Origin of the sequence: Coprococcus intestinihominis (assembly GCF_040096555.1) — a bacterium.
GTDB classification, from domain to species: domain Bacteria; phylum Bacillota; class Clostridia; order Lachnospirales; family Lachnospiraceae; genus Coprococcus_A; species Coprococcus_A intestinihominis.
Map to the genome: position 1 here is coordinate 1 of NZ_JBBMEK010000034.1, position 19,265 is coordinate 19,265.

Annotated in this window: 12 protein-coding genes; 5 read left to right on the forward strand and 7 right to left on the reverse strand. The window is 45.5% G+C overall.

What is annotated here, in order from left to right; genetic code table 11:
- Window positions 1-125 precede the first annotated feature (125 nt).
- Genes WMO25_RS04450 through WMO25_RS04460 form a run of 3 tightly spaced genes read left to right on the forward strand, consistent with a single transcriptional unit; the run spans window position 126 to window position 3,191 of the window.
- Entirely contained in the window at window positions 126-1,274 is a 1,149-nt protein-coding gene (locus tag WMO25_RS04450) for a double-cubane-cluster-containing anaerobic reductase (RefSeq protein WP_117539643.1), read from the forward strand.
- A gap of 7 nt (window positions 1,275-1,281) precedes the next feature.
- Complete coding sequence (locus WMO25_RS04455) at window positions 1,282-2,061, forward strand: acyl-CoA dehydratase activase (RefSeq protein ID WP_349084276.1); 780 nt, start codon at window positions 1,282-1,284, stop codon at window positions 2,059-2,061.
- Window positions 2,058-3,191 (forward strand): aminotransferase class V-fold PLP-dependent enzyme, encoded by a 1,134-nt coding sequence (locus WMO25_RS04460; RefSeq protein ID WP_349084277.1) that lies wholly within the window; start codon window positions 2,058-2,060, stop codon window positions 3,189-3,191. Before WMO25_RS04455 ends, WMO25_RS04460 begins: the two co-directional genes overlap by 4 nt.
- A 2-nt stretch (window positions 3,192-3,193) precedes the next feature.
- On the opposite strand, the gene WMO25_RS04465 is transcribed toward WMO25_RS04460, so the two are convergent.
- Complete coding sequence (locus tag WMO25_RS04465) at window positions 3,194-4,360, reverse strand: aldo/keto reductase (protein ID WP_349084278.1); 1,167 nt, start codon at window positions 4,358-4,360, stop codon at window positions 3,194-3,196.
- A 520-nt stretch (window positions 4,361-4,880) separates the two neighbouring features.
- On the opposite strand from WMO25_RS04465, the gene WMO25_RS04470 reads away from it, so the two are divergent.
- On the forward strand, window positions 4,881-5,345 hold the full coding sequence (locus WMO25_RS04470; RefSeq protein WP_349084279.1) for a MarR family winged helix-turn-helix transcriptional regulator: 465 nt from the start codon (window positions 4,881-4,883) through the stop codon (window positions 5,343-5,345).
- A 19-nt stretch (window positions 5,346-5,364) separates the two neighbouring features.
- Complete coding sequence (locus WMO25_RS04475; RefSeq protein ID WP_349084280.1) at window positions 5,365-9,753, forward strand: acyl-CoA dehydratase activase; 4,389 nt, start codon at window positions 5,365-5,367, stop codon at window positions 9,751-9,753.
- Between the two features lie 48 nt (window positions 9,754-9,801).
- On the opposite strand, the gene WMO25_RS04480 is transcribed toward WMO25_RS04475, so the two are convergent.
- The 6 genes from WMO25_RS04480 to WMO25_RS04505 all read right to left on the reverse strand — a co-directional run bounded on the left by WMO25_RS04480 (window position 9,802) and on the right by WMO25_RS04505 (window position 18,730).
- Window positions 9,802-10,152, reverse strand: a complete 351-nt coding sequence (locus WMO25_RS04480) for an HD domain-containing protein (RefSeq protein WP_227082388.1) — start codon at window positions 10,150-10,152, stop codon at window positions 9,802-9,804.
- A 197-nt stretch (window positions 10,153-10,349) separates the two neighbouring features.
- A complete protein-coding gene (cls, locus tag WMO25_RS04485; protein WP_117539654.1) occupies window positions 10,350-11,891 on the reverse strand; it encodes a cardiolipin synthase in 1,542 nt (513 codons plus the stop codon).
- A 15-nt stretch (window positions 11,892-11,906) separates the two neighbouring features.
- Window positions 11,907-12,479, reverse strand: coding sequence for a carbonic anhydrase (locus tag WMO25_RS04490; RefSeq protein ID WP_015513120.1), 573 nt, complete (start codon window positions 12,477-12,479; stop codon window positions 11,907-11,909).
- Between the two features lie 380 nt (window positions 12,480-12,859).
- Entirely contained in the window at window positions 12,860-15,841 is a 2,982-nt protein-coding gene (gene ygfK / locus WMO25_RS04495) for a putative selenate reductase subunit YgfK (protein ID WP_349084282.1), read from the reverse strand.
- Between the two features lie 107 nt (window positions 15,842-15,948).
- Window positions 15,949-17,280, reverse strand: a complete 1,332-nt coding sequence (gene ssnA, locus WMO25_RS04500) for a putative aminohydrolase SsnA (protein ID WP_117528476.1) — start codon at window positions 17,278-17,280, stop codon at window positions 15,949-15,951.
- 64 nt (window positions 17,281-17,344) lie between these two features.
- The gene (locus WMO25_RS04505) at window positions 17,345-18,730 is read right to left on the reverse strand and encodes a uracil-xanthine permease family protein (protein ID WP_349084283.1); all 1,386 of its coding nucleotides are present in this window, start codon (window positions 18,728-18,730) and stop codon (window positions 17,345-17,347) included.
- Window positions 18,731-19,265: the final 535 nt, after the last annotated feature.

Genomic DNA, 19,265 nt, shown 5'->3' on the forward strand with positions numbered 1-19,265 from the left:
GGATTTTATTTTAAAAGACTACGTTTGTGAGTTTATAAAATACTTAGAACATTGCTATAAACAGTAACTTTTCATGATACTTATCAGGCAATTATGAAAACAATTCACCAAAGGAGGATTTTACAATGTTGAATTTACCAGCTAATTTTGAAACCTACGCTGAAGCTCGCAAATCCGGCTTTATGAAGATGAAAGAAATCAAAGACAATGGCGGCCGTATCGTGGGTGTTTACTGCTCTTTTGTTCCTCAGGAACTTCTGATGGCTGCCGGTGCTGCCGCTGCGCCTTTATGCGCTTCCAGCGATGAACCGATTCCTGCTGCCGAGACGAAACTGCCTCGCAATCTCTGTCCGCTGATCAAAGCCAGCTACGGTTTCGCACTGACAGACACATGTCCTTATTTCTATTTTTCAGATTTCATTGTGGGTGAAACCACCTGTGACGGCAAGCGCAAGATGTTTGAACTGATGAACGAGTTAAAAGAAACTTACGTTATGCAGCTGCCGCACTCCAGAGACGACGCAGCGCTCCGTTCCTGGACCGAGGAAGTCATCCGTCTAAAAGAAAAACTGGAAGATTTTTACCACATCACCATTACGGAAGAAGACATTCGTGATGCCATCCGTCTGAAAAATCACGAACGCCGCGCCATGCTTGGTTTCCTTGAACTGGGCAAACTGAATCCTGCACCAATCAGCGGTTATGAGATGGGTACCCGCCTGGACGGTCTTGGTTTTAATTTTAATCTCGAAGAACGTATTGCTATTATCGAGGAACGCACAAAAGAAGTGTTGACGGACTGGGAAGCTAATTATAAAGGTAAAGCAAGTGATCGTCCGAGACTCCTGATTACAGGATGTCCAAACAGCGGTGTCCGTGACAAAATTATCAAAACCGTTGAGGAACTCGGCGCAGATGTGGTGGCTTTCGACTGCTGCAACGGTACCCGTGAAAAAGTAGAACCGGTTGACGAAAATATGCCGATTTATGACGCCCTTGCGAAAAAATACCTCAATATCAACTGCTCTGTTATGAGCCCGAACAACAGCCGTATGCAGTATATTGACGAAATGATTGACGAATATCAGGTAGACGGCGTCATCGAAATTATCCTTCAGGCCTGTCATACTTACAATATCGAATCCCACTATGTGAAACAGACTGTAACAAATAAAGGAAAATCCTACCTGATGATTGAAACTGATTATTCCCAGGCGGATAAAGGCCAGATTCGTACCCGTCTGGAAGCTTTTCTTGAAACATTGGAGAAATAATAAATCAATGAATACAACACCTGTTTATTTTACCGGTATTGATATCGGTTCGACCGCTTCTAAAACGGTTGTTTTGAAAGAGGGTAAAATTGAAGATTATTTTGTACTGCCCACAGGATGGAATGGCCGCGAAACCGCCAATGCCATTCTGGAACAGCTCAAAAGCCGGGGCTATGCAGATGACATGCGCTGCGTTGCCACCGGCTATGGCCGTATCTGTGTAGATTATGCTGACAAAATTGTTACGGAAATCACCTGCCACGGCAAAGGTGGATGGGCCATTTTTAAGAAAAATATGACCATTATCGATGTTGGCGGACAAGATACCAAAATGATCAAAGTTGTTGACGGACAGGTGGCAGATTTTCTAATGAACGACAAATGTGCCGCCGGTACCGGCAAATTCATCGAAGTCATGGCTACCCGTCTGGGAGCTGATTTGAATGAAATGTATGAACTGGCAGCCAAAGGACAGCCTCTGGCTATCAGCGCCATGTGTACGGTTTTTGCAGAATCAGAAGTTATCGGCCACATCGGCTCCGGTGAGAAACGTGAAGATATCGCGGCCGGTGTCATTCACTCCGTTGCCAACCGGGTTGCCAATCTGGCAGCACGCTTCGGTGTTGAAGAAAATATTGTTCTCACCGGCGGTCTCTGTGAAAGTCCTTATTTTATTCAGACACTTTCCGACAAACTCGAACACAAGGTTGAAACCGACGCATTTGCCAGATATGCCGGTGCTCTGGGTGCAGCACTGACAGCTGCCAAAAGGAGGGATTTAGTGTGATTTATCTGGATTCATCGGCCACTTCATTTCTAAAGCCGCCTCAAGTGGCGGAAGCCGTCTTTCGCTCTTTTAATACCATCGGCAATGCCGGTCGAGGCGCTCATGCCCCGACCCTGAACGCCTCCCGACTTATTTATGATACCCGCGAAAAACTGGCTGCACTCTTTGGCACACCGGACCCATCCCGCATTGCTTTTACATGCAATGCCACGGAAGCCCTGAACACTGCCATTCATGGCGCTATCCATCCCGGTGAACATGTTATCACAACCGCATGCGAACACAATTCTGTCCTTCGTCCACTCTATCTGAAAGAAAAAGAAGGCACTGAACTAACCATTATCCCGGCTGACAAAAAAGGCCGTATCCGGTATGATTTACTGGAATCTTCCGTAAAATCCAACACATCCGCCATCGTCCTGACTCACGCTTCCAATTTATCCGGAAACGTCACAGATTTGGCTTTTGTGTCGAATTTTGCAAAAAAACATGGACTGCTGTTGATTGTGGATGCTTCGCAAACAGCCGGAAGTCTGCCTATCAATGTGGTAAAAATGGGCATTGACATTCTCTGTTTTACCGGACACAAAGGGCTCTTCGGTCCTCAGGGAACCGGCGGTCTCTATGTCCGTGAAGGCTTAACGCTTTCGCCTTTGAAGTCCGGCGGCAGCGGTATCCACAGTTTCGACAGACAGCATCCGACAGATATGCCCACAGCATTAGAAGCCGGCACATTAAACGGGCATGGTATCGCCGGACTGAATGCCGGATTGGATTATATTCTATCGACTGGTGTCAAAAACATTCATGCCAAAGAGATTTCTCTGGCTCGCCGCTTTGTAAATGGTATTTCCGACATTTCCGATTTGAAACTATACGGTGATATAGATGCACCTCTTCGTACACCGATTATCTCACTGAACATCGGCAATATGAGTTCTGCCTCCGTCAGCGATATTCTCTGGGAAGACTACGAAATCTGTGTCCGTGCCGGTGCCCACTGTGCACCCCTGATGCACAAAACATTTGGCACAGAGAAACAGGGGGCCGTGCGTTTCAGCTTTTCATGTTTTAACACTGAAGCTGAAATTGATACGGCTATTCAGGCAATGCATGAAATCGCAGAATAACTTTATTTTTTAAACATGTCTTTGGCAAAAAATGCAATAACTTTATAAACCGGGTTCTCCATATGACGAACCACCTGTTTTAATTCTTTGCGGACAGCAATCCCCTGCGGACAATGCTGTTCGCATTTGCCGCATTGTCTGCACAAAGACGCATTGGTTCGTTCTGCCCTGAAAGTCGTACACATCAGATACTCCCGCATCCCTGTAAAAAAGTTATCGGTATAACGCACATTATAGCATCTAAATGCCCCTGGGATATCAACGCCATATGGGCAGGGCTGACAATAACCGCAACCGGTACAAGGTACTTTCATCTTCTCATTCACAGCATTTCTGACATCTTCAAACATCGCACCATCGGTTTCTGCCATTTCTCCGACTTTCACTGTATCTGCAATCCGTATATTTTCCTGAATCATTGCCATGCTGTTCATGCCGGACAGCACAACACTAATCTCCGGCTGATTCCATAGCCAGCGAAGCCCCCATTCTGCCGGACTGCGCTTCGGTTCGGCTGCCGCAAACAAATCCTTAGCCTTTTTCGGCAAACCGTTGACCAGTCTGCCGCCCCTCAGCGGTTCCATGATAATCACCGGAATGCCCTTTTTCGCTGCATAAACAACACCTTCCGCACCGGCCTGGTTGTGAATATCCATATAATTATACTGGACTTGACAAAATTCCCAATCATAGGCATCCAAAAGCGCCATAAAATTCTGACTGTTGCCGTGGTAGGAAAATCCAATCCGACGAATCTGCCCGTTTTCCTTTTTCTCATTGATCCAGTCAAGAATTCCCATCCGGACTAATTTCTTCCAGATATGCACATCCGGCAGCATATGCATCAGATAGTTATCCACATAATCCGTCTGCAAACGCTTTAATTGTTCACAAAAAAGCTTCTCCAACTCATCTATAGAGTGAATGAGATAGTGCGGCATCTTTGTGGCAATCTGAATCTGCGCCCGCCAGTGATTCTTTGCCACCAACTCCCCCAACACCTTTTCATTGCCGCGATAAATATAAGCCGTATCAAAATAATTCACGCCATGCGCAATGGCATAGGCCAGCTCCCGCTCTGTTTCCTCCATATCCACACTGCCACCCTTTTTCGGGAACCGCATGCACCCAAACCCAAGAATCGACCAGTCATTTTGTCTATACTCCATTCAAAATCCTCCATCAACTTATCAATAAAACGTCATCCCACACCGCCATGTACCAACTGCATCATAAGCGCCTGCCGAAAATCAACCGCACATACAACCTTTCATAAGACATATTATCACCCCATTATATCAGATATTCTCTCCATCTAAAGCATTTCTTAACAGTTTTTCGCCCTTCATTCAATGCCATGCTATTGAATTTTTCATCCGGAAATGCTATACTCTAACATGCTTACATTATATTTAAATCTTTATAATGAAATATTAACCTATTCAACCTACAAATACATATTTTAGGTCTTTCGCCAGTTGCGAAACTCAACTTCCTTGGATAAAATCTGCTAATCAGCCGTTCACAGCAGGTGCTTCTAACATGGCCGGTACTTAGGTGCTGTCCTTTAGCACCTTATGTACCGTTGCCAATGTTAGGCAGTGTGAACGTGCTTGCTGTGAACAGCTGATTAGCAGATTTTTCAAAGCACCTGAAGTTTCGCACCCTCCAAAGAAAAAGGAAAATCGCATGACTTATACAGAACAATGTGTCCCCCTGATTCGACATATTCACTGTGCTATGGAAAAAGAAGCCAACAACAAGCTCCGTGAAATGGACCTGACGGTTTCTCAGATTTATCTGCTCCAGGCGCTGAATCATGCCCCTGATGGTACGCACACACTTACACTTAAAGCACTTGAAAAACAGCTGCAGATTGGACAGTCCACCACCGTCGGTCTTGTTAAACGGCTGCAGAAGAAAGATTTTGTCACCTGCACCCAAAGCATTGATGACAAGCGCATCAAAATTGTTGCATTAACTGCAGCAGGAAAGAATATTTGCTGCAATGCAGAATCCCATATGACGCATGTCTTCGACCATATGTCAGAAGGCCTCTCTGAAAATGAGAAAAAAATCCTGCTCACGCTTTTGACCCGCGTCCAGCAGAATCTGATTCCACACCAGGATTCACAAATGGATCCCGAAAGTTAAAAGATATAGGAGTCTTATCATGTCTAATCTTACTACAAATGATACACAGCTTTTCGTTGGTATTGATGTAGGTTCCACAACCACCAAAATCGTTGCCATTAATCCCGAAAAGCATGAAATTTTATTATCTGATTATAAACGCCACAACGCAGCCCAGGCCCAGAGTGTACAGGATGCCCTGGCATTTTTTGAGGCTAAATTTCCAAATGCCCGTATCCGTCTGGCCCTGACAGGCTCCGGTGCCAAGCATCTGGCTGAAGCCCTTGGCTGCTGCTATATTCAGGAGGTTGTTGCCAATTCCATCGCCCTCCAGAAAGAATATGACAATGTGGGAACCGCCATCGAACTGGGCGGTCAGGATGCAAAGATGATTTTCTTCCGCCGTGACCCGTCCACACAGACGCTGAATGTGGCGGATATGCGTATGAACGGCAGTTGTGCCGGTGGCACAGGCGCTTTTATTGATGAAATTGCTTCTATATTAAAGGTACCTGTAGAAGAATTCAATGAACTGGCCTCTCAGGGCAGCTGCATTTATGATATTTCCGGCCGCTGTGGTGTTTATGCCAAGACAGATATCCAGCCCCTGCTGAATCAGGGTATTTCCCGCCAGGATCTGGCACTGTCTTCTTTCCACGCTATCGCCAAACAGACCATCGGCGGTCTGGCTCAGGGTCTGGATATCCGGAAACCTGTTGTTTTTGAGGGTGGTCCGCTGACCTTTAACCCAACACTGGTAAATGTTTTTGCAAAACGTCTGGGCCTCACACCAGAGGAAACACTGCGTCCAACCCATCCTGAGATTATGATTGCCTATGGCGCAGCTCTTTCTCTGGACGGTATGTTTGCAGGCAATTCTTCATGGTATATGCCAAAACATTATCTTGAGCTGTTGGAGAATCCGGAACTTCGTGCCCATTTGCAAGCTTCTGCAGATGGTCCGCTGTTTTTCGAATCCGAAGAAGAACATCGTGCATTTAATGAACGCCATCAACTCCCGGAATTTACACCTTATGTACCGCAAAAGGGCGAAACGATCCATGCTTATCTTGGCATTGATTCCGGCAGTACGACCACGAAATTTGTGCTGATGGATGAGGATGAAAATCTTCTCGATTCTTTTTATGCACCAAATGAAGGTGATCCGCTGACTATTGCCAAGACAGCCTTGTTGACCATCCATGACCGCTACGAAAAGGCTGGTGCCAAACTGGATATCATTGCCGCAGGTACAACAGGCTACGGCGAACTGCTGTTTTCAAAAGCTTTCAGCACAGAATGCCATGTTGTGGAAACCGTTGCCCACGCCCGGGCTGCCGACAAGTATATCAAAGATGCCACATTTATCCTTGATATCGGCGGTCAGGATATGAAAGCGATCTGGATCGACAACGGCATTATCACCAATATTGTTGTCAACGAAGCCTGCTCCTCAGGCTGCGGTTCCTTCCTCGAAAACTTTGCTTCATCTTTACATATTCCTGTGGAAGAAATTGCCGAAGCCGCTTTTTCATCCAAACATCCGGCTTCTCTTGGCAGCCGCTGTACGGTTTTCATGAACAGCAGCATTGTCACGGAGCAGCGAAACGGCAAACAATCTGCAGATATTATGGCCGGCCTGTGCCGTTCCATCATTGAAAATGTTTTTACAAAGGTTATCCGAATCTCCAATTTGGACAGTCTGGGCGACAAGATTGTTGTCCAGGGCGGTACATTCAGAAATGATGCCGTACTTCGTGCCCTTGAGCAGTACACCGGTCGTGAAGTCATCCGTGCCCCTTATCCCGGCATTATGGGTGCCATCGGCGCTGCTCTCATTACTAAGAAACGCTTTGAACAGAATCACCCAGCCAAAACATTTATCGGTATTGACGGTATGGCTGATTTTTCCTATACACAAGAAGCCAACGCCCCTTGCCCGTTCTGTGCCAACCATTGTAAACGAACCATTGTCCGTTTTTCCAACGGCAATTCCTGGGTAACCAACAACCGGTGCGAACGCGGCGAAATCCTCGGTGATCCGAAGGATGCTTCTGTCCGACAGCAGCTTGCAGATGCAAAGAAATCCCGTGAACAGACACCAAATCTCTTCAAACTTCGACAGGAACTGCTGTTTAAAGACTACCCTTATCCGAAAGCTGCTAAAGAACGTGACATCACCATCGGTCTGCCCCGGGTGCTTTCCTATTGGGAAACCATGCCATTCTGGACCACCTTCTGGCGTGCTCTGGGATTTAAGATTCAATTGTCCGATCTGAGCACACGCAAAATTTACGAAGACGGACTGTCCGCAGTCACTTCCGATACCGTCTGCTTTCCAGCTAAACTGGTACACGGTCATCTGCGCAATCTGGTAAAAAAAGGTGTGGATCGTATTTTCATGCCATCCATCACAACAGTAACCTCTGAAAATACAGAGAGCACCAGCGAATCTATGTGTGCCATCGTCAAAGGCTATCCGATTGTCATCCGTAACTCCGATAACCCTGAAAAGCGTTGGCATATACCATTTGACGCACCACTTTTCCACTGGTACAAGCGCGAGGACAGAAACCGTCAGCTCACCGGCTATATGGAGAAGACTTTCGGCATTTCCCCGGCAGAAACCCGACAGGCCATTAACGTCGCCGATGCCGCTGAAAAACAGTTTCATGATGAAATGCATCGGGCAGGAAAAGCTGTTCTTGATGAAGTCACTGCCAATGGCAGCTATGCTGTTATTCTGGCCTCAAGGCCATATCAGAACGATGCCCTTGTGAACCATGACCTTCCGGAAATGTTTACAAGTCTCGGCATTCCGGTGCTGACGGCAGATTCTCTGGAAGAAGCCGACCATGTGGATTTGAGCATGAGCCGACTGGATATTGTCAATAATTATCATGCCCGCATGCTGTCTACTGCTATTCTGGCTGCCAGAAATCCACATCTGGAATATGTGCAGATTGTCAGCTTCGGCTGCGGACATGACGCTTACCTTTCCGATGAAATCATTCGTCTGATGAAGGAAATTTCCGGCAAGACACCGCTGGTTCTGAAACTGGACGAAAGTGATATCCAGGGTCCGCTGCGTATCCGTGTCCGTTCTTTTACAGAAACGATCAGCATGAACCATGCCATTCATCCGGAACTGGATATTCACCCGTTGGAAGACCCTTACCCAGTGAAATTCACCAAAGAAGACTACCGCAAAAAGATTGTCCTTGTTCCGAATACCTCCCATGCTTTCTGTCGAATTATGTCAGCCGCCATGCGAGGACAGCATATTCAGGCAGAACCACTGGAAATCGGCCGTGAAGAAGCCATCCGCCTTGGCAAACAGTATGTCCACAACGACATCTGTTTCCCTTGTCAGATTGTGATCGGTGAAGCACTGGCTGCATTAAAGAGCGGCAAATACGACGGCAAAGAAGTGGCCATCGGTATGGGCAAATATATCGGCGACTGTCGTCTGACCCATTACAGTGCCCTTCTTCGCAAAGCCCTTGATGACGCCGGATTCCATGATGTGCCGATTCTGACCAACGATGATGTAGACTACCACAATATGCATCCCGGCTTCCGAATGAGCCTTGGTTCCGCCATCCGTCTGGCTTTTGCTCTGCCTGTGATTGACGTACTGGAAGAACTGCTGCGCAAAATCCGACCTTATGAAAAGGTGGCCGGCAGCACTAACCGTGCTTTTGAAAAAGGTATGGATGCCATTGTGGAAGGCCTTGAGCTTCACGGTATCAGCGGTCTGAAAAAAGGCTTTAAAAAGGCTATTGAACTGATGAACCAGGTAAAATACGACCGCACCAACCGTCGTCCACGGGTCCTGATTGTCGGTGAATACCTGTTGAACTTCCATCCGGGTGCCAATCACGATATTGAAGATTATCTGGAACATAACGGCTTCGAAATCATTGAAGCCCACATGACAGACGTCATCCAGAAATCCTATTTCTATCTGGATGCGCAGATTAAAGAATATAAATTAAAGAAACCTTTAAACAAAAAAATCTGGTTTTCGACAGTAGACACTGTTTTCGACATGGCTCACAATATGGCAGATGCTATCGCCCAAAAGCATCCCCTCTATACACCGGCCTGCCGAATGCCTGACCTTGTCAAAGCCAGCGACCCGATCATCAATCATACATTTGATGCCGGCGAAGGCGTCCTGATTCCGGGAGAAATCCTGCACCATGCCAAAGACGGCTGCCGTTCCTTTGTCATCCTTCAGCCATTTGGCTGCCTGCCAAACCATGTTGTAGGCCGAGGCATCAGCAAACGCCTGAAAGAAATGTACCCGGATGCACAGATCCTGCCATTGGACTATGATCCGGATGTCAGCTTTGCCAACATCGAAAACCGACTGCAAATGCTGATTATGAACGCAAAAAGCGGGAATATTAAGGATAAAAATTAATATTTTATAGCATATATTCGTTGATTTTTACACGAATATATGCTAATTCTAATGTCTTTTAACTGTCTCTTTTGAGGCGCATATCTTATCCGCCATACATAGAATCCAGCTCTCCCGATATTTCGGCGGGACTGGATTCAGCGGAAACATATGCTTTCGTATCATGTCCTGCTCAATCTCATTCAATTCAAAATCCCGCCTGGCATTCTTCAAGGCGTCTCCCGCGTGGGTAACGCCATGCCATTTATGACTTTCATCCGGTATATGCCAATCGTATAAGAAATAATCATGCAGGAGGGCACCTCTCACCAGAGAACGCATATCCACTTCTCCCGGAAAATATTTCGCAATTCTCAGACACATCCTGGCCACCGCCAGGGAATGTTCATACACCGACATTCTGCCATGCTGCCTGAAATTTTTCTCCGACTGCATACCTGGTGAGGCCAGAATGTCCTGACCATATAAATGTATTAAACGCTCTGAAGCATCGTCTTCATCTGAGATTCCATTATTTCTATCTAATTCGATCGTTGTTATCGCCCCTTAATTTACCTCTTCACATATATAAATTATATAAAAATGGTAGACGCACCTTACAGCAGCGGCGCAAATAATCTCAGAATACACTGCCCAATTCTCAATGCTGTTGAACGATGGCTTCGATATTGCTCTGTCACTTCATGACATTCTTCAAAAAGATGGTCGAAGTCCGCCTTTACACCCGCAACTGCGTCCTTATGATAAAAAGCTGCCGCATTTTCAAAGTGATGATATAAACTTCTGTAATCCAGATTGATGGTACCCACAACCGCTGCCTTATCATCCGATACGCACTGCTTGGCATGGCAAAATCCCGGCGTATACTCAAAAATCCGCACACCCTTTTTTACCAATCTGTTGTAATAAGAACGTGTTGCCTGATAAACAAACTTTTTGTCCGGTATGCCCGGTGTGATAATCCGCACATCCACGCCTCTTCTGGCTGCCAGAGTAAAAGCCTTTTTCATTTCATCACTGATCAGCAGATACGGTGTAATGAAATACGCATATTCCCGTGCACTGTTCAAAACATTCATATAAACATTTTCTCCGGTATGCTCATCGTCCAGTGGATTATCTGCATAAGGCTGTACATAGCCTGTCTGCTTTGCTGTATATGTAATCTCCGGAAAATATGCCGTATAATCCGTGTCCGTCTTCTTAATGGCATTCCACATTTCAAGAAACATGACTGTAAGACTCCGTACAGCATCTCCTTCCATCCGCACACCGGTATCTTTCCAAAGGCCATAAGGATGGGTAATATTGAAATATTCATCCGCCAGATTGTAGCCGCCGGTAAAACCAACCTGTCCATCAATGACCGTAATCTTTCTGTGATCCCTGTTATTCATAAACATATTGACGAAAGGCACAATCTTATTGAAAATTCGACACTGAATACCTTGGCTTTCCATCTGTTTGACAAAATCCGTATTGATAAAGCCCATACTGCCAACATCATCATAAATCAGACGGACTTCCACACCTTCCTTTGCCTTCTCAAAGAGAATACTTTTCATGCCCGCAAAGGACTGCGCATCCTCAATGGCATGGTATTCCATAAAAATAAATTTCTTCGCTTGCTTCAATGCTTCCTTCTGAGCTTCAAAGCCATCAACCGCTTCAGGATAAAATTCCAGATCCGTGTTGTCATACACCGGATATCCCGCCGAATGACTGATATAATGCGCCATATTAGCTGTCTGCCTGTCCTCATCCGACAATTTCTGCAAAACATCTTCTTTATCCGGCAATAAAGGCGTCAATTCTGACTGCAATGCCTGAAAATGTTTGCGGATACCGATATTCACTCCGGAATGCCCGCATAACAGGTAAATACCGACACCGGCCACCGGAAATGCCATGATCAAAATCATCCAGGGCATCTTCATGGCGGAATTCATATCCCGGCCATATATTTTAATAACCACAATCAATGCAATCGCACTGGATACCAATGAAATTCCAGTGGAATACTTATTGAGCCTGACAAACAATTCAATAAGCCAGACAACCTGTATCAATATCAGCAGCGCAGTAATAAAAATACGGCCAATACTGTTTTTTACAGCACCCTTTTGTTCTTCTCTCAATTTATCTCTTCTTTCTTATAAAAACTCTACGCTGCCGTCTTCAATGTGATACATGGCGCCAACGACTCTCAACCCTTCCTGCTCCTCAATCTGCTGAATATCCAGACTATGCTCAATCAAAGCTACACTGCGTTTCACATTCAGACAGCAAGCTTTGTAATCATCGGTTTCATCACCGATCGCCAGCTTAATCTCATCTGTAATAAACTTAATATACCCTTCCGGATCACTGTTGATGGCTGCATCAACTGCACCGCAATGAGTATGCCCCAGCACAACAACCACAGGACTTCCCAGATGTCCGGCCGCATATTCAATGCTGCCCAGCTGATGGTCATCAATGACGTTGCCCGCCACACGGATCACAAAAAGCTCACCCAGACCCGCCGAAAAAATCGTCTCCGGAATCACTCTGGAATCCGAACAAGTCACAATAATCGCATGGGGATGTTGACCGTGCTCATAAGTAAACTTGCGCAGGGCCGCTGACACATTGCCACTGTTACTGTTCATCAGCAAATACCGCATGTTGCCTGACTTTAACTTCTCAATCGCCTCATCGGCTGTCATGATCATATGATGGATCATCGCTAAAACCTCCTGTCTATCACCGGGACTGCTCTGGTCCCTTAGCTTTCTTATAAAACGTCGTATCTAACTTTTATAGTATATCTTAGCATTATTGGAGATTTAGCTCAACCCAAAAGTACCTGCGAAGACGACATTTTTACCATATTGTTGCCAGAATGTCCAGACATTAAAACCCCTGCCTTTATTTCCAGCCCTCCTGCGACTTCCGTGCAAGTGATAGTTATTTCTACACATAAAAATGGCGGAGACTCTTTTCCCTTCTCTATTCCGCTCTGCCTGTGACTTACCTCTGAAAACGTTTCGCGATAAGCGTGTTTTCAGAGGTAAGTCACAGGCAGAGTGGATTCAGGGTACTTGAAGTCTCCGCCTATATGGTTTTATGGAAGTAAATAACTATAATCTGCACAAACAGCTTCGATGACTTTCAGCAGGCCGAATGGCACGCTGCTTTCCTGTCCTTTTGTCCAAGTTGTTTCTTTTCCGAAGAAACGAATCTTCGCTGTAACTGCTTCTTTGTCGATAACGGCAAATCCATCGTTCTTGCTGTCAGCCATATCGGCTTCTTTGGCAAATAACGTGAATTTGTCAAGGTATGGTGCACTTGCGTATGGGCAGAAGCTCTTGCAGTTGCCGCATTCGTTGCACATGTAGTCTACGTGGATGACCTGTGCTTTTGCCATACCAGGTACCTTGATTGAGATGTTGGCTCTGTTCGGGCATACATCTACACAGTTTTCGCATACGGTTGAACAGCCAAGGCAACGTTCGGATTCCGGTTTATCACCCGGTTCAGCCAGAATACCCTTCTTCGCATAGATGGAAGCCGGATCTGCTGCGATGTCGCAGCTGCCTGAGATTTCACGGCCGCAGATAGCTTCTGCTGCTGTGATGGCCTGAGCCATTGCTTTGACAACGATAGATGGGCCATACAGACCATCACCGATGACATATACATTTTCTACACTGGATTCCAGGGTCGGGCTGACTTTCACGCGGCCTCTGTCATCTACCTGAAGACCATTCGCTTCATAGAAATCTGTCGGCACTTTTTCACCAACAGCTGCGATCACACGGTCTGCAGGTACAGCCACTGTTTCATCCGTCTCAACAATGCCTGCACGACCGGATGCATCCAGTTCACCAAGCTTCATGACACGGCAGATTAACTGACCATTTTCCAGTTTCTCAGGTGCCAACAGTTCTCTGAACTCTACACCATCTTCTACAGCCAGCACTAATTCATGTTCATCAGCAGGCATGTAGCGTTTTGTTCTTCTATAAACAAGATACACATGCTCAACACCATCACAGCGTTTTGCTGCACGAGCTGTATCCATCGCTGTATTGCCGCCGCCGATGACAACCACATTCTTGCCGATGGCCATCTTGCCATTTGTGCGATTGTAATCTTCAAGGAATGCCAGTGCATTCTGTGCTTCACCACCCTCAAGCTTGAGTTCACCGCGTTTGTAAGCACCAACAGCAAGAATTACGCTGTCATATTCTTTCTTCAAAACATCTACGGCAGGTGCTTCTGTGTTATATAAAACTTTCACGCCTAATTTTTCAAGTAAAGCAGCATCCTTTGCAATGACACTGTCATCAATTCGGAAGTTAGGAATGATAGCGCTGACAACACCGCCCAGGCGTTCACGTTTTTCATAAATTGTTACCTTTGCGCCAAGTCTTGCCAAATAGTAAGCCGCTGCCATACCTGCAGGACCACCGCCCACGACAGCAACACTGCCGCTGTAATCACCAGTTACAGATACGCAGTCTATAATAGCATCCATAGCCTGCTCAGCACATTCCAGTTTTGTATTTCTGATCTGTACGGATTTCTCATAGAAATTACGTGTACAATAACCCTGACAAGGATGTGAACAGATGGTACCAGTCATAAATGGCAGTGCATTTCTGTTCAGAATCACTTTCAGTGCTTCTTCATATTTGCCCTCACCGGCTAATGCAACATAAGTCGGAATTTCCTGATGAATCGGGCATCCATCCTGACAAGGTGCTGTATAGCAGTCAAGCAGCGGAACTGTCTCATTAGATTTTCTTGATGCAGGCAATTTGGCCGGTTTCACATGATGCGCATCTGTAATGGCATCTTCTGCCAGTTTATTCAGTGCCGCCACATCGATACCCTTGAATTCGCCGACGCCCATTGCCTCAAGAGAATCTGCCATCTGCTGTAATCTCTGGTAGCCGCCCGGCTTCAGAATCGTTGTGGCAACTGTTACAGGCCAGATACCGCATCCGACGATTCTGTCAATATTGAAAGCATCTGCACCGCCTGAATAGGAGATACGCAATTTACCGTCAAATTCACGTGACAGTTTTGCTGCCAGTGAAATGGACAGAGGATACAGGGATTTACCTGACATGTACATTTCTTCGCTTGGAAGTTCACCTGCCTTAACATCTACAGGGAATGTATTTGTAATCTTCACACCAAATTCCAGACCCATTTCGCCGGATAATTTGATCAGCCGCTGCAGCATCGGAACGGCATCCACATACTGAAGATCATCTTCAAAATGGAAACGGCCGAATGCAATATAATCATAACCCATCTTGTCCAGTGTTTCTCTGGCAAATTCATAGCCAAGAAGTGTTGGGTTACATTTGATAAATGTATTGAGTCTCTTTTCTGTCAAAAGATAGGTTGCAATACGTTCGATTTCCTGCGGAGGACAGCCATGCAGTGTGGAAAGTGTAACGGAATTACAGATATCCGGTCTGATAGCTTCAATATCTTCTGCTGTCACATGTTTGAACTCGCTTACATGATCCAGCAGATACTGCTTACAGACTTTGAAGGTTTCTGTATCAGCTGCATTCTTCATACTTTCAATGAATGTGTTGACTTTCTCAGACTTGATACCCTCCAGATCATAACCAACACTGATATTAAACTGGAAACCATCCATACTGCCAAGGCCGTATTCCTTTGCCATAAAGGAAAGCAGGAACCATGCCTTAATGTATTCATCCTGTGCCTGAGGAACATAAAGCTCGGTAGACCACTCACAGTTGTAAGCTTCATCATCCGCTTTGATACATGGCTTGTTGACACATGCTGCCAGTTCATCACCATCCATGATCTGAACGGTTTTCAGTTCAAAGAAACGGCTGCCGGCATAATAAGAAGCCGCAATATTCTGAGCTAACTGGCTGTTAGGGCCGGCTGCAGGACCAATCGGAGTCTCAAGGTCTCTGCCAAAAATTGTCAGCGTTTCTTCAGGCGCTTTATAAGCACGATGAAGCCCAAAAAGCGTACCATGATTCTCTAATTCTTCTGTTACCCAATTCATTAACTGGTCAAAAGACATACCTGTCATTCTATCACTCATGAGAAAACCTCCTGTATTCTCTTTCAATCTCTATTTCTTTTAATTCTATCTTCCCTTTAAATCCACAGCATCTGCTTGAACAGATGCTGCACCTGTCCCCAATCTGATTAACCGTTGATGCTGTGCCACAGCTTTGCAGATTCTTCTCTGCATTTTGCCATTGCTTCTTCAACGTCAATTACTTTAATCTCACGGTCTTTCATCAATACACGGCCGTTGGCAACCGTTGTCACAACGTCTCTGCCTGTCATGCCAAACAGAATATGACCGTTGATATTGGATGCATCCAGCTGTGTTGGTGGGTTGTAATCCACAACGATGACATCACCGGCTGCGCCCTCTTTCAGAACACCAAGCGGTGTCTTAAAGTAACGATTTGCAATGGCTGCATTGTTCTCAAACAGCATCTTCGGAACTTCTCCCCATGCCGCATTGGCGTCGCAAAGATGATGTTTGTGCAGTACATTGGCCACCTTATAAGATTCAATCATATCATGTGTATAACCGTCTGTACCAAGACCTGTCAGGATACCTCTGTGAACCAGCTCCATGGTTGGCGGGCATCCGCAGGCATTGCCCATGTTGGATTCCGGATTATGTACCACCATTGTGTTGGTATCTTTGATCAGATCCATTTCATGAGGGTTAATGTAAATACAGTGACCCAGCAGCGTCTTCTCACCGAGAATGTTGAAATCCATCAGTCTGTCCACGATACGTTTGCCATATTTCTTCAGACAGTCATGCAGATCTTCAATGCCTTCTGCCACATGGATATGATAGCCGACTTCATCCGGTTTGTTCGCAGCTGCCAGTTCCATGGTTGCATCGGAAATTGTAAACTGTGCATGCATACCCATCATACCGGCGATCATATCTGTGTCATCTTTCAGTGCATAACGGATAAATTCCGCATTCTCCATAACAGATTCTCTGGCTTTATCCATACCATCACGATCAGAAATCTCATAACAGAGGCAGGCACGAACACCTAATTCCTTAGCCACATCAGCGATTGTAAATAAGCTGCCGCCAATCTGTCCAAAACTTGCATGGTGGTCAAAAACCGTCGTCACACCATTGCGAATACAGGAAATCAATGTTTCAACCGCACTGTATTTCGTCTGTTCCAGTGTCAGATGGCGGTCGATCGTCCACCACTGACCATCCAGAATATCCAGAAATCCCTTCGGATTATACCCCTTAATACTTAATCCTCTGGCCATCGCACTGTAAATGTGCTCATGCGTATTGATAAATGCCGGCATGATCACGCCGCCCTTTGCATCAATGAATTCTGCATCCCCATACTGTTTCTTTATAGCCTCTGTTTCCCCCACAGCAGCGATCTTTGTCCCCTCAATCGCAACAGCACCATTTTCAACAAAGGGCATCTCATCATTTCTTGTAAATAACTTACCATTACCAATAACCAGCATCATTCCTGCCTCCTTCTTTAATACTTAAATAAAATGTTTATTTACCTTATAATATACATAAATCTTACTCGGCTTTTTCTTCCGCAGGTTCAACTGCACTGCCCTTCGGCTTTGGAAGAAGCAGATTCAGCACAACAGCTGTAATCATCGCCAATACAACCGGTGATTTACCAAAAATAGTTGTTACCCAAGCTGGGAATGTTGCTAATGCTGCATTCGCCTGTGTCACACCCATACCAAGGGCAATTGCCAGACCGACAATTGTTGTATTGCGGAAATCCAATGGCTGAGTTGTGATCAGCTTGATACCTGTCATTGTGATGGATGCGAATACAGAAATTGTTGCACCGCCCAATACACAATAAGGAATCGTTGTCAAAACTGCTGAGAATACCGGCACCAGACCTGCAACAAGCAGAATCCCTGCCGCAATACGGAATACCTTTCTTGCTACAACCTTTGTAGAGGCAACAATGCCTACATTCTGACTGTAGGTTGCCGTCGGCAGACCGCCAAAAACCGCACCCACAACATTGCTGATACCATAAGCCACAATACCGCCCTTTAACTCTTCGTCCGTCGGCATTCTGTCCAGACCGCCTGTTGTAGTAGCCGAGAAGTCACCGATCGCCTGGATCGCATTAATCGCAAACAGTAAACCGATGGCAACACATGAAGACGGCTCAAACTTAATGCCAAAATGCAGTGGCTGAGGAATACTAATCAGTGATGCACCGGTTACAGATGAGAAATCCACCATTCCGAAGAAAATGGCGATAATGTAACCAATGATAATACCTATTAATATAGAAGCAAGCTTGAAAATACCTTTGCCGTAATGGTTCAGGTATGTAACGATACATAATACAATAATTGCTACCAGCCAGTTCTGCCATGCACCGTAATGCTCATTGGATGTACCACCGGCCATATAGTTGATGGCTGTCGGATACAACGAAAGACCAATGGCAAATACAACCGTACCTGTGATCAACGGTGGGAAAAACTTCCTGATCTGTTTAATAAACAGACCAACCAATAAAGCAACAATACCGCCGACTATCTGTGCCCCCAGTATGGTCGCCACATCATACTGAGTCGCTATAGCCTGCATCGTCGGAACATACGCAAAACTGATACCCATAATCATTGGTAAACCCGAACCGATTGCATACGCACTGCCATGGAACAGCGGATAAAGCTGAATCAATGTGGTCAATGCTGAAACAAACAACGCTGCCTGGATCAAAATAACTGAATCAGAATCGGAAAGACCTGCCGCATTGGCTACAATGATCGCCGGTGTAACACATCCTACTATCATAGCAGCTACATGCTGCAATGACAATGGAAATGCCTGTAAAAATGAGGGCTTACCCTCCATGTTAAATAAGTCATCAGCTGAAAGCCTTCTGCCTTTCTTCCGTCCAAGATCTTCTTTGCTATTCATCTTGTGACACCTACCTCCCTAAAAGTCTATACTTTTATGTATTTTCCTTCTTATCGTGTGCATATGATAAGGACATCATGCATAACCCCCGAACAGCTGCCAGACTATGTCGGGTTGCTTTGACATTTGATTAACAAGTAGGGAGACTTCCACTCATTTGCTACACAATAACAAAAATATTTCCCTCCCTCATGGATGCGCATTTATTCAAGTTCACCAAAAGAAATATTCTCTGATTGTCATTTTAACATTATGTTAGACAAAACACAAGCACTTTCTAAAAAATTTTTTTGATTCCTAAAAATTTTTTGATTTTCCTCTTGCAATTTTCAAATTATCTGTTATGATGATTACAGGGAGACAAAATGAGACTTATCAAGCATGGTTTTATGGAGGTTCAGCAATGGCTAACAAAGCAGATAATCAAATCAAATGGGTATTAAACAAGATGCCGAAGAGTGACGACCAGCAGGTCGCTAACATGTCTCTGGAGGAGATGTCGAAAGCAAACAATTTCCACAAGAGCTTTCCTCAG